Source organism: Polynucleobacter duraquae (genome assembly GCF_000973625.1).
Classification (GTDB): Bacteria; Pseudomonadota; Gammaproteobacteria; order Burkholderiales; family Burkholderiaceae; genus Polynucleobacter; species Polynucleobacter duraquae.
Genome location: NZ_CP007501.1, coordinates 146,130 through 158,674, shown reverse-complemented (window position 1 = coordinate 158,674; position 12,545 = coordinate 146,130). Strand labels below are relative to the sequence as shown.

Here is a 12,545-nt window from a genome sequence, read left to right as displayed (position 1 = left end):
TTAGACATGTTTCGTCTCCGCCAGTACATGAGGCAATCCAGAGATTGAGCCGGCGCCCATCGTGATTAAGACGTCACCATCACGCAATAAAGTGCTGAGTTTTTCTGGCATTTCTGCAACACTTGACGCAAATGCCACGGCAGCACTATCTAAGGAGGAAGCAATTGTCCTATCAGCAGTGAGAGCAGCTTTCATAAGACTTTGTCCATCCGCACCCCGAATCTTTGCCTCACCAGCTGGATATACCTCGGTTAATACTAGTGCATCAAAGTTTTTGAGAACCTGTACAAATTCACCGAAGCAATCACGAGTTCTTGTAAAACGATGTGGTTGAAATGCCAAAACCAAGCGACGGTCTGGGTAAGCCCCACGGGCTGCAGATAAAGTAGCCGCCATTTCAACGGGATGGTGCCCGTAATCATCTATTAATGTGAAGCTTCCGCCAGATGCCAAAGGAATTTCACCATACCTTTGGAAGCGTCGACCAACGCCACTAAATTCAGATAAAGCTTTCACAATAGCCTCATCGCTAACACCCAATTCCGTTGCAATCCCAATTGCTGCTAAGGCATTTTGAACATTGTGTAAGCCGGGCAAATTTAATTGCACCTCAAGACGACCTGGCTTATTGCCATGACGACGTACAGTTTTACGATCAACCGTAAAGTGCATACGAGTACCCTCAGGCCGCACATTACTTGCACGAATATCTGCATCATCAGATAAGCCATAGCGCAATACTGGCTGAGATACAAACGGAATAATATCGCGGACGTTGGCGTCATCAATGCACAGAACAGCAACACCGTAAAAAGGCATACGCTGAATAAACTGCACAAAAGCCTGCTTCAATCTGGCCATGTCATGCTGATAGGTATCCATATGATCAGCATCAATATTGGTAACTACCTCCATTGCTGGAAATAATTGCAAGAAAGAGGCATCAGACTCATCTGCCTCAACGACAATAAATTCACCCTGACCTAAGCGTGCATTAGCACCTGCAGAATTTAGCTTACCCCCAATAACAAAAGTGGGGTCCAAACCACCTTCAGCCAAGACTGAGGCAACTAAGCTGGTTGTCGTTGTTTTGCCATGAGTACCTGCAATCGCAATACCCTGCTTTAAACGCATCAGCTCACCGAGCATGACAGCCCGCTGAATAACGGGAACTTTAGCTGCGCGAGCAGCTAGCACTTCGGGGTTATTGCCCGCAACTGCAGTAGAAATCACTACTGCCTCTGCAGTACCAATATTTTTAGAGTCATGTCCAATATGAATAACTGCACCTAAATCTTTTAGACGCTTTGTTACAGGACCTTCAGCCAAGTCGGATCCCGATACCTGATAACCGAGGTTCAGCAAAACTTCGGCAATACCACTCATGCCTGCGCCACCGATACCAACAAAATGGATTTGCTGAACGATATGTTTCATATACCAACTCCTGCACAGTCTGCACATACTTCGGCCACACGCTGGGTTGCATGAGGCTTTGCTAAAGCATGCGCACGCTTAGCCATCACTTGTAAATCTTGGCGATTAAAGTTTTGAATCATGGATGCCAGATCCTGTGGGTTGAGATCTTGTTGTGACAATAAAATTGCCGCATCTGCATCTGATAAAAATCGTGCATTCGCAGACTGATGATCATCAATCGCATATGGAAATGGAATTAAACAGGATGCGACACCACAAGCTGCGATCTCTGAAACGGTCATTGCACCAGAGCGGCAAATCACTAGATCCGCTTGAGCATAGGCACTTGGCATATCGTCAATGAAGGGACGAACATCCGCTTGAACATCTAAGTCAGCATATCGCTTTTGAAGATCTGCGAGATGTTTATCACCTGCCTGATGAATTACATGAGGTCGCGCATTTCTATCCATCAATGCCAAAGCCGCTGGGATGACTTCATTTAAGGCGGCAGCACCCAAACTTCCGCCCACCACCAAAATCGAGAGAGGGCCAGTGCGCTCTTCATAACGTTTTGCTGGGGCGGACACAGTTTCAAATTCTTCACGGATTGGATTACCTACCCACTCAGCATGAGTCATCGTATCTGGAAATCCAGTCAAGGTACGCATAGCAATTTTGGCTAAAGCACGGTTTGCACTTCCCGCCACAGAATTAGCTTCATGCAAAACCAATGGCTTCTTTAAGAATTTTGTCATCAAGCCACCTGGAAAAGTGATGTAACCACCCATACCTAAAACTACATTTGGCTTAATGCGGCGTATGATCTTCCAACTCTGCATACAAGCTCTTGCAAGATTAAATGGCAACATCAATGTTGCTTTGATGCCCTTACCACGCAAGCCACCAAAGTTAACCGCCTCAAATGGGAAGTCGCAAGCTTTTACTAAGCGAAACTCCATCCCGCTTTGATTGCCAAGCCAAGATACATTCCAGCCACAAATTCGCAGATATTCAGCAACAGCTAGCCCCGGGAAAATATGCCCCCCAGTGCCACCGGCCATAATCAGTATGGATGGCTTGGTCATAGCTTGCCACCCCGCATTAAGATTCTGTTTTCGTAATCAATCCGAAGTAGCATTGCTATGGCAACAGCATTCATTAGTATTCCTGAGCCGCCATAACTCACCAGTGGAAGTGTTAAGCCTTTTGTAGGAAGCAAACCTAAGTTCACACCCATATTGATAAATGCTTGCCAACCAATCCATATCGCCACACCTTTAGCAGCAAGGCCCGCAAAACTGCGATCTAATTGCAAAGCAGTGCGGCCAATCAGGAATGCGCGACGCACGATCCAGTAGAACAAGAAGATCATCACCACTACACCGACAAATCCGAGCTCTTCACCAATCACTGCCATGATGAAATCGGTATGCGCCTCAGGTAGATAGTGTAATTTTTCAACGCTACCACCCAGACCAAGACCAAACCATTCGCCACGACCAAATGCCATCAGAGAGTGGGTTAACTGATAGCCTTTATTTGCGGCATTGTCGACTTGCCAAGGATCAATAAAAGCCATGATTCGCTTTTGACGGAAAGGTGAGAAGGCAATGATTGTCACGGCACTTAAAATTCCGACAGCCAATAATCCACCAAATAATTTGGCGTTGATGCCACCTAAAAATAAAATTCCAAATGCAATGAGCGATATCACTACGAGCGCACCCATATCTGGCTCAGCCATCAGTAAGCCGCCAACTAAGGCAACAGCAATACCCATTGGTAGCATGCCCTTAACAAATGAGTGGAGATATTCTTGGCGTTGAACTGTATAGCTTGCAGCAAATATCACCGCAGCAAACTTCATTAATTCAGATGGCTGGAAGTTCATGAGACCCAATGGAATCCAACGTTTGGCACCATTCACGCCTTTTCCAATACCAGGAATAAGCACGGCAATCAATAGCAAGACGGTGAATCCAAAAATGATTGGAGAATAGCGATCCCATACGTGAGTCGGGATCTTAAATACCCAAATTGCAACACTAATTGCAATTGCTAATGAAATGCAATGGCGAATTAAGAAAAAATTACTACTGTAATTTGCGTACTTAGGGCCATCTGCCAAGGTAATGGAGGCTGAGTACACCATGACTAAACCGATGAGAGCTAAAGAGAGTACCGCCCAAACCAACAGCTGGTCATAGTCCATCATGCGTGAGCGAGTTTGCTCGACACCAGAAACTGCATCTCTTAAGCCACTGCGAAAATTATCTATTCCGCCTCTAGAGAAATTCCAGAAGCGACCAAGACCCAAGCGATTCTCAGGAAAAAGTTTTTCCTTCAAACTCATGCATCAGCTCCTTCGAATTGCATTCCCAATTCCTGAACTTCAGAAACAAATGCCTCAGCACGTGCTACATAATCACTGAACTGATCAAAGCTGGCGCAAGCCGGTGACAGCAATACGATATCGCCTGACTGAGCTTGTTTTGCTGCTTGTGCTACTGCGTTTTGCAGAGTCTCGCTCATGACACACGGCACTGAATCGCCCAAAGCTTCAGCAATGATTGGGGCGTCTTTACCAATGAGGAAAACACCTTTTACAAAACGTAATGTAGGATCGCGTAGGGGGCTAAAGTCTTGGCCCTTACCTTCGCCACCAGCAATTAACCAGATCCGCTTACCAGACTCATTGGCACTTAAACCATTTAGAGCAGCTACCGTTGCTCCTACATTAGTGCCCTTACTATCGTCCACATATTCAACATTCGACACAATCGAAACACTTTGAACGCGATGAGGCTCGCCATGGTAATCCCGTAAACCGTGTAAAAGTAGATTCATCGGCAAACCAGCTGATCGTGCCAAGGCTAATGCAGCTAAGGCATTTAAAGCATTGTGGCGACCGCGAATCCGTAAAGCATCTGCAGGTATTAAACGCTTGAGCCTTAATGGTTCATCCTCTACGACAACTGCTTTACGGCGACGCTTCGGTTGTGGCTCAAGATCTTCATCCACTTCAGCCCAGACTAACCAATCAATTCCACCAGCACGCAGATCATGTTCTATACCAAAAGCACCCTGCTCGTCAGGACGGCCGGCACCAAAGGTAATCACTGATTTATTGGATTTCTGCTCGTCAGTCAGTAGATTTGCGACCAGCGCATCATCGCGATTCAAGATGCAGACAGTGTCTCGACCAAAGATATTGGCTTTTGCCTCAACATAAGCCTGCATATCTCCATGCCAATCCAAGTGATCTTGCGTAATGTTTAATACGGTTGCTGCTGTTGCATTAAAGGTACGCGTGTAAACAAGTTGGAAGCTAGATAACTCAAGTACCCATATCTCAGGCATATCGGCAACTTGATCGGACTCATCCAAACAAGACATCAACTTATCCAACGCTGCTGGGCTGATGTTGCCAGCTACAGCAACTCTCTTGCCAGCGCGTTCACACAACTGTCCTGTCAAGGCCGTTGTGGTTGTCTTTCCATTTGTTCCAGTGATGGCTAATACGGCAGGTTTGTATTGAGAGTGTTCAACCTGGGCCATGCGATCTAATGCAGCAATGGCTCTGGCAAAAAATTCTAATTCCCCCCAGATATCAATACTCAATTCCTCTGCTTTAGCCAAGAAAGAAGTTGCTGGTTCTTGAAGTGGTGATAAACCAGGACTCATTCCAATAACTTCAATACCTTTTAGATTGAAATCATCCAAAGGGCCAAAATAAGCTTCTTGGAGTCCAGCAAATTCAAGATCTGCTAACCAGGCTTTTTGTCGCTCATTCAGATTTTCACGATCCCGCGTATCGGCTAGACTGACCTTTGCAGCATTCCGCAAACACCATTTGGCCATAGCATAGCCAGATTCACCCAATCCTAGTATCAAGAAATGTTGGGGTGCTTGATAGCCCTCATCTGCGATGAGAGCTGGGTTAGCGAAGGCTTGGTCTAAGTTATGCATATTCTTTGGCTTACCTTAATTTCAGGCTGGAGAGGCCAATGAGAACTAATAAAATGGTGATGATCCAGAAGCGAACTACAACTTGCGTTTCGCGCCAGCCACCCAATTCGAAATGGTGATGCAGTGGGGCCATCCTAAAAATACGACGACCTTCACCAAAACGCTTCTTAGTAAATTTGAACCAGAAAACTTGTAGCACCACTGACAGTGTCTCTGCAACGAATATCCCGCCCATGACAAAGAGTACGATTTCCTGACGGACAATCACAGCAATAGTGCCGAGTGCACCACCTAGTGCAAGTGCACCAACGTCACCCATAAATACTTGAGCAGGATGTGTGTTGTACCAAAGGAATGCTAATCCCGCACCGCCCATGGCCCCACAGAAAATCATGAGTTCACCTGCGCCAGGAATATAAGGAAACAATAAATACTTTGCGTAAATCGCATTACCCATCACATAAGCAAATGCGCCTAAAGCAGCACCTACTAATATGACTGGCATGATCACTAGACCATCTAGTCCATCCGTCAGGTTAACGGCGTTACTACTTCCCACAATTACCAAGTAACTCAGAATGATGAAACCCATAACACCCAGTGGGTAACTTACCTCTTTCATGAAAGGAATAAGTAAATTTGATTTAGCTGGCAAGTCCAAAGCGAAGCCACTCTTAAGCCAATCAAAGAACAGTTGCAAAACTTTGAGGTTATTTACTTCGGATACAGAGAAAGCTAAATAAATAGCAGCAAATAAGCCAATCAAAGTTTGCCAAAAGAATTTTTCTCTTGAGGCCATTCCCCTAGGATCTTTCCGCGCTACTTTGCGGTAATCATCAACCCAACCAACTAAGCCAAACCCAAAGGTGACAATCATCACAATCCAGATAAAACGATTACTCAAATCAGCCCACAGCATGCAGGAAATAAAAATACCCAACAGAATTAATACACCACCCATCGTAGGTGTGCCTGATTTCACTAAGTGGGTCTGTGGACCGTCTGTACGGACCGCTTGACCCATCTTCAATGCGGTTAACTTCCGAATGACCCACGGACCGGCTGCTAAACCGATTAGCAAAGCAGTCACTGTTGCCATCACTGCTCTAAACGTGATGTAGCTAAAGACTCGGAAAAATCCAAAATCATCTTGCAACCATTGCGCTAACATTAAGAGCATGTTTTAGCCTCCTCTAATAGGGCATGCACTACACGCTCCATACGCATAAAACGAGATCCCTTAACCAAAATATCTAAATGCAGCTGCTTGCTTGAATCGTGATCTACTAGTGCCAGATTAAGCTCTTCAATCAACCGATCCAATGTAGCGAAATGACTAGCGCTACTACTAGGCGAAAACTTCTCTGACTCATTAAATCCCTGCACCGCAAATTTGCACTGCTCTCCGAATGCAAATAACTTGCTAACGCCCTGCTCTGCAGCATAGGCGCCAACCTCCTCATGGAAACCAGGGCCTTGATCGCCGACTTCACCCATGTCACCCAATACCAACCAAGAAGTATTTCCAGACTGTTTAAGTGCATCGATAGCAGCTCTCACAGAATCGGGGTTAGCGTTATAGCTATCGTCAATCAAAGTACGGTCTGCATTTAAAGGCTTGGATTGCATACGTCCATTTACTGGGACAAAAGATTCCAGACCTACTTGAATTTGCTCCAAACTTAAACCAGCACCTAAAGCAACTGCGCTAGCTGCTAATGCATTACGCACATTGTGATTTCCTAAGGTGTTGAGCTGAACCTCAATCTTGTCGAGTTCCGTTGCAATCTCAATTTTTCCGCTAGCTAATAACTTGCCCGTAACAGAGGCCTTAGCTGATACAGAGTCAGCAGATAAAGCAAAATCAATTACCTTGCGATCTGCAGCAGCTTGATACCAAACATCAGAAAATTGAGAATCCGCAGGAAATACTGCGACACCGTCTGCAGGGAGCGAACTTAATGCGCTTGCATGTTCTTTTGCAACAGCCTCTACAGTCGCCATAAATTCTTGATGCTCTCGCTGTGCATTGTTAATCAGAGCAATATTAGCTTGGGCAATAACTGCTAACTCCGCCGTTTCACCAGGATGATTCATACCCAACTCAATTACCGCTAAGCGGTCAGTTGGTCGCATGCGCAGTAAGGTTAAGGGCAGGCCAATATCATTATTGAAGTTGCCCTTAGTAACCAATGTGCGTTCTTCACCAACAGCAGCCCTAAATATGGAAGCAATCATCTCTTTTACGGTGGTCTTACCATTTGATCCAGTTACCAAAGCTACGGGAAGAGTAAATTGTGCACGCCATGCCTTTGCCAGATCGCCTAAACCTTGCTTAACATCCTGGACACATACTGCAGCTAGACTTGTAGGGCACTTTTCTTTTTGACTAACGAGTGCTGCACTTGCACCAGCTTTAGCGACATCGCTCAAAAAATCGTGTGCATCAAAACGTTCGCCCGCTAATGCAATAAATAATTCACCAGACTGAATCTGACGACTATCGCTATCAATGCGAGAAATGGTGATCTCTTGCGCAGATTTGTTATCAGCATGAATCAGCTGGCTGCCTGGCAACATGGCATGAACTTGGGCAAGAGTGGTCATAGGCGTACTCATACGCTACCCCCCGCTGCCAATCGAATGTGCTCTTGATCGGAAAAATCAAATTTCTTGCCATTGATTTCTTGAGTAGACTCATGGCCTTTACCAGCAACCAAAACAATATCTTTGACATCAGCATGTCGTACCGCAGCCATAATGGCGGCTGCCCTATCAGGCAGCGCTTGAACATTTCCCAAATCACCTGACATACCAGATTGAATCATGGCAATAATGGATGCTGAATCTTCAGATCTAGGGTTATCACTTGTAATCACGATGTGATCAGCAAGCTCTTGAGCTACACGACCCATTTGGGGACGCTTACCTGAGTCTCGATCACCGCCGCAACCAAAGACACACCATACTTTTCCATTACGTTGATTTGCAATTGGGCGTAATGCGTTCAATGCTTTAGTAAGGGCATCTGGTGTATGTGCATAGTCCACCACAATCAGTGGGCCTTCAGTTCTCTGAGTTTTATTCAGGTGAATCACTTCCATACGCCCTGGAACGGCACTTAGCTTATTCATGCGTTTAGAAGCATCACCTGGACTCATACCTTGAGCTAGTAGAACGGTCCAAACAGCAAGGCAATTGCTGAGATTGAATTCACCTAAAACCGCAAGCTGAATGGCGCTTGAGCCTATAGCATCGCAATTAAATTGAGATTCATAACCAGCATTTGTAAATACAGTGTTTTCCCCATGGCTACGCTTTAGGCGATCACCAAATTTTTCAAATCCAGTAAATGCATTACTGCTTAAGGCATAGCCCCATACTTGAGGACCGTCGCCAGCAAGGAGCTTCATCGCTAATTCTCGTCCGAACACATCATCAAAATTAATGACAGCATTTTTAAGTTGAGGCAATGTAAATAGCTTTGCTTTTGCTTCAGCGTACTCCCCCATAGTGCCGTGATAATCCAAATGATCTTGAGTCAAATTGGTAAATACAGCACTACGAACATCCAATCCAGCAACACGATCTTGATCTAATGCATGAGAAGAAATCTCTATAGCAAGATTCTGAGCTCCTGTATCAAGCAATTCTTTTAATTGAGTCTGCAATTGCGGTGCATCTGGCGTGGTGTAACCAGTCTGAACGAGTGCACCCGGAAACCCAGTACCCAATGTACCCAATACTGCAGTGCGATGATTAGGTTCATCCATAGCCTGTGCCAGCCACTGAGTAATACTGGTTTTTCCATTGGTACCTGTGACACCAATGACATTGAGATTTTTGCTTGGGTAGTCATACCACTCTGCGCAGAGTTGTCCAGCTAAGACTGTTAAATTCTCGATAGCAAAACATCCTGGATGATCTAAGTATTCATTCGCAATACCATCAGCAGGATCGAACACTACTGCCGCTGCACCATTTGCTAGGGCAGCTGCAATGTAATCACGACCATCTCGCAGGGCATTACCATGACCAACAGCGTATGCAAAGAAGATATCACCAGAACGAATTTGACGGCTATCCGCAGTCACTTTTGCATTCGCTGAAGTGAGATCACGTAGATGTGAAATTAAGAGATGGGGTTCAATATAGACCATTGCCATCATCTTTTTAAAACCGCTACATTTGTTTTAACTGTAGCAATCTGAATTTCTGTAGGATTTTTATCCTGCAGTGTCATCTGCTTCATATTACTATCTGGCAATACATTTAATGTACGCAGGGTCTCACTCACAATAGTGGAAAAGACTGGTGCAGCAACATCGCCACCATAATGACTGCCAGCAGTCGGCTCATCAATCATCACAGCAACCACAATGCGAGGGGCACTTATTGGTGCTAGACCTGCAAAGTAAGCGCGGTATTTATTGCCATAGCCCTTACCTACTAATTTATGCGCTGTACCTGTTTTTCCACCAACTCGATAACCTTCAGCTTGCGCTTTAATGGCAGTTCCACCAGGCTCTGTTACTGACTCCATCATGTTGCGCATTTCGATCGCAGTTTTAGCAGAAATAATATGTGTTCCAGGCTTAAACTGCGGACTGCGTTCAATCGTGAGTGGGACCAATTCGCCATCACGAGCAAAGATGGTGTATGCGCGAGCAACCTGAAAGAGAGAGCCTGAAATACCATAGCCAAACGAAATCCGCGCCTGATCAGTTGGCATCCATTTTTTATAGGGATGGACCGTACCAGCTACGGCACCAGGGAAGCCAATCTTCGGCGCCTGACCTAAACCAACGGATGTATAAAAATTCCACATCTCTTCCGCAGATAAATTATTCATCGCAATTTTGGCCGTACCAATATTGCTAGATTTCTGAATGATTTGTGAAATAGTTAAGTTGCTGTAAGGGTGGGTATCTGTAATCGGTTTTGGACCCACCAAGTACTTAGCACCAATCGCCATATTGGTATTAGGTGTGATGGCACCCTTCTCCAAAGCAATTGCTACGGTTAACGGTTTTATGGTTGAGCCAGGCTCAAAGGTGTCGGTCAAAATGCGATTACGTAACTGCTCACCCGTTAACTTCTTACGATCGTTTGGGTTGTAGCTTGGGTAATTTGCTAAAGCCAAGATCTCCCCAGTCTGCGTATCCAAAACGACTGCGCCACCAGCACTTGCACGGTGCTGCTCAACTGCATTTTTAACAGCGTTATAGGCCAGAAACTGAATCTTACTGTCTATTGAAAGTTGTAAATCCTTACCGTTTTGCGGGAGCTGCAAAATAGCAACCTCTTCAACAACGCGACCTAGGCGATCTACAACTACTCGACGAGCGCCTGGGTGCCCAGCCAACTCTTTTTCTCTTGAGAGTTCCATGCCCTCTTGGCCACGATCTTCCACGCTTGTAAAGCCAACAACGTGTGCCATCGCTTCACCTTCTGGATAAAAGCGACGGTATTCGTTATTTAAGCCAATCCCCGGAATTTCCAATTGCTTAATCTGTTGCGCTACTGCTGGATCTACTTGGCGCTTCAAAAAAATCTGCTTGCGATCCTCTTTTAACTTTTTACGTAATTCAGATTCACTTAGCTGCAATAGTTTGGCCAACTTCTGAACCTTATCTACAGCTAAATCATCGGGGACAGTATCGTTATAAGCGATCACCGACTTTGCCTCTAAGCTCGTAGCAATCACTTGGCCATTACGATCTAATATCTTTCCACGGGAAGCAGGTAACTCCAATTCACGCTGTGTACCACGTACACCTTTGGCTTCATAAAAAGCATTACCCGGACCCTGAATCCAAAAAGCGCGGATTAACAGCAGCATGAACACGAAGAACAACATGAATAGCATTAGGCGTGACCGCCACATTGGCAGACGCAATACTAGATTGGGCGTAGTTGAAAAACCTACAGTCCTCATCTAGCCTCCTTTAAGTACAAAGTACGCTCTGGAGATATGGGGGCCATGTGCAACTGATTGCGAGCAACATCGCGAATTCGTGCAGACTTTGATAGATTGCGCTGCTCATACTCCAAGCGTAGCCAGTCTTGGTTGAGTTTGCGCTCCTCGATTTGTGCGCGATCTAAGGAAATAAATAATTTACGTGCACGCTGTTGTGCTGCTACCAAAGAAAGTGCGCAAACTAATAGCAACACTAATAAGGTCAGCGTAGCGCGATTCAAGCTGATACCCCTGTACGTTTTTCAGCAACACGCATGATGGCGGAACGAGCACGGGGGTTTTCTCGAACCTCTTCATCACTTGGCTTGACACGCCCAATAATTTCTAGAGCACTTTGAGGTAAATCTCGATCGCGGACAGGTAGTCCACGTGGCACTTCAACTTTGGCATGCGACTGCAAAAACTGTTTCACAATCCGATCTTCGAGAGAGTGAAAACTAATCACTGCCAAGCGTGCGCCTGGCTTTAATAAATTGAGCGCTGCTTTTAATCCAAGCTCCAAATCTTCTAACTCACGATTAATATAAATACGGAGTGCTTGAAAAGTTCGAGTCGCAGGATCTTGACCAACTTCTCTTGTGCGTACCACGCCAGCTACTAGGCCTGCTAATTGCAAGGTTGTTTTTGGAGATAAGCCTTCCTCTCGCTTTGCCACAATAGCTTTAGCAATCTGAAATGCAAAACGCTCCTCACCATAAGTCTTAATCACGTGGGTGATGTCCTCTTGCGATGCTTGCTCCAACCATTCCGCTGCTGTCAAGCCCAGATCCGTATTCATGCGCATATCGAGCGGACCATCCTTGCGAAAAGAAAATCCACGATGTGCTTCGTCCACTTGTGGAGAGCTGATGCCGAGATCTAGCAAAATTCCATCGACTGATTCTAGGCCTGCGTACTGATCCATCTGCGCAAAACTGTCGTGAACAATGCGTAAACGAGAGTCCTTGATTTTTTCTGCTACTGCGATCGCATCCAAATCCTTGTCGAAAGAAATCATTCGCGCATTTGCAGGTAGTCGCGCTAACAGGGCTTGAGTATGGCCACCGCGCCCAAAGGTTCCATCGATCAAAAGTAGATTTTTTGAAGCTGCGGGGGAGGTGATCAGCGGTCCACTGACCAGCGCTGTCACCGCCTCGGCCAGTAATACTGGGCGATGAGTTATGTTCATGGCGCC

Annotated in this window: 10 protein-coding genes; all 10 read right to left on the bottom strand. The window is 45.7% G+C overall.

The genetic code is table 11. From position 1 onward, the window contains the following. Genes murC through rsmH form a run of 10 tightly spaced genes read right to left on the bottom strand, consistent with a single transcriptional unit; the run spans window position 1 to window position 12,539 of the window. Entirely contained in the window at window positions 1-1,437 is a 1,437-nt protein-coding gene (murC, locus tag CL55_RS00900; RefSeq protein WP_046329462.1) for a UDP-N-acetylmuramate--L-alanine ligase, read from the bottom strand. After that, window positions 1,434-2,507: an undecaprenyldiphospho-muramoylpentapeptide beta-N-acetylglucosaminyltransferase gene (gene murG / locus CL55_RS00895; protein ID WP_046329461.1), complete on the bottom strand. Its 1,074-nt coding sequence runs from the start codon at window positions 2,505-2,507 to the stop codon at window positions 1,434-1,436. The genes murC and murG overlap by 4 nt, the downstream gene beginning before the upstream one ends. Further along, window positions 2,504-3,775, bottom strand: coding sequence for a putative lipid II flippase FtsW (ftsW, locus tag CL55_RS00890; protein WP_046329460.1), 1,272 nt, complete (start codon window positions 3,773-3,775; stop codon window positions 2,504-2,506). The genes murG and ftsW overlap by 4 nt, the downstream gene beginning before the upstream one ends. Beyond that, on the bottom strand, window positions 3,772-5,391 hold the full coding sequence (gene murD, locus CL55_RS00885; protein ID WP_082091857.1) for a UDP-N-acetylmuramoyl-L-alanine--D-glutamate ligase: 1,620 nt from the start codon (window positions 5,389-5,391) through the stop codon (window positions 3,772-3,774). The genes ftsW and murD overlap by 4 nt, the downstream gene beginning before the upstream one ends. A 10-nt stretch (window positions 5,392-5,401) precedes the next feature. After that, window positions 5,402-6,571 (bottom strand): phospho-N-acetylmuramoyl-pentapeptide-transferase, encoded by a 1,170-nt coding sequence (mraY, locus tag CL55_RS00880; protein ID WP_046329459.1) that lies wholly within the window; start codon window positions 6,569-6,571, stop codon window positions 5,402-5,404. Then, on the bottom strand, window positions 6,562-8,010 hold the full coding sequence (locus CL55_RS00875; protein ID WP_237150513.1) for a UDP-N-acetylmuramoyl-tripeptide--D-alanyl-D-alanine ligase: 1,449 nt from the start codon (window positions 8,008-8,010) through the stop codon (window positions 6,562-6,564). Before CL55_RS00875 ends, mraY begins: the two co-directional genes overlap by 10 nt. Further along, on the bottom strand, window positions 8,007-9,560 hold the full coding sequence (locus CL55_RS00870; RefSeq protein WP_046329458.1) for a UDP-N-acetylmuramoyl-L-alanyl-D-glutamate--2,6-diaminopimelate ligase: 1,554 nt from the start codon (window positions 9,558-9,560) through the stop codon (window positions 8,007-8,009). The genes CL55_RS00875 and CL55_RS00870 overlap by 4 nt, the downstream gene beginning before the upstream one ends. Beyond that, the gene (locus tag CL55_RS00865; protein ID WP_046329457.1) at window positions 9,557-11,329 is read right to left on the bottom strand and encodes a peptidoglycan D,D-transpeptidase FtsI family protein; all 1,773 of its coding nucleotides are present in this window, start codon (window positions 11,327-11,329) and stop codon (window positions 9,557-9,559) included. The genes CL55_RS00870 and CL55_RS00865 overlap by 4 nt, the downstream gene beginning before the upstream one ends. Next, entirely contained in the window at window positions 11,326-11,592 is a 267-nt protein-coding gene (gene ftsL / locus CL55_RS00860; protein WP_046329456.1) for a cell division protein FtsL, read from the bottom strand. The genes CL55_RS00865 and ftsL overlap by 4 nt, the downstream gene beginning before the upstream one ends. Then, window positions 11,589-12,539, bottom strand: a complete 951-nt coding sequence (rsmH, locus tag CL55_RS00855; protein ID WP_046329455.1) for a 16S rRNA (cytosine(1402)-N(4))-methyltransferase RsmH — start codon at window positions 12,537-12,539, stop codon at window positions 11,589-11,591. Before rsmH ends, ftsL begins: the two co-directional genes overlap by 4 nt. Window positions 12,540-12,545 lie beyond the last annotated feature (6 nt).

What these genes read in the sequence shown, in the direction of transcription:
- murC (WP_046329462.1), bottom strand. Translation starts at nt 1,437, where the DNA reads ATGAAACATATCGTTCAGCAAATCCATTTTGTTGGTATCGGTGGCGCA.
- rsmH (WP_046329455.1), bottom strand. Translation starts at nt 12,539, where the DNA reads ATGAACATAACTCATCGCCCAGTATTACTGGCCGAGGCGGTGACAGCG.
- CL55_RS00865 (WP_046329457.1), bottom strand. Translation starts at nt 11,329, where the DNA reads ATGAGGACTGTAGGTTTTTCAACTACGCCCAATCTAGTATTGCGTCTG.
- mraY (WP_046329459.1), bottom strand. Translation starts at nt 6,571, where the DNA reads ATGCTCTTAATGTTAGCGCAATGGTTGCAAGATGATTTTGGATTTTTC.
- CL55_RS00870 (WP_046329458.1), bottom strand. Translation starts at nt 9,560, where the DNA reads ATGATGGCAATGGTCTATATTGAACCCCATCTCTTAATTTCACATCTA.
- CL55_RS00875 (WP_237150513.1), bottom strand. Translation starts at nt 8,010, where the DNA reads ATGAGTACGCCTATGACCACTCTTGCCCAAGTTCATGCCATGTTGCCA.
- ftsW (WP_046329460.1), bottom strand. Translation starts at nt 3,775, where the DNA reads ATGAGTTTGAAGGAAAAACTTTTTCCTGAGAATCGCTTGGGTCTTGGT.
- murG (WP_046329461.1), bottom strand. Translation starts at nt 2,507, where the DNA reads ATGACCAAGCCATCCATACTGATTATGGCCGGTGGCACTGGGGGGCAT.
- murD (WP_082091857.1), bottom strand. Translation starts at nt 5,391, where the DNA reads ATGCATAACTTAGACCAAGCCTTCGCTAACCCAGCTCTCATCGCAGAT.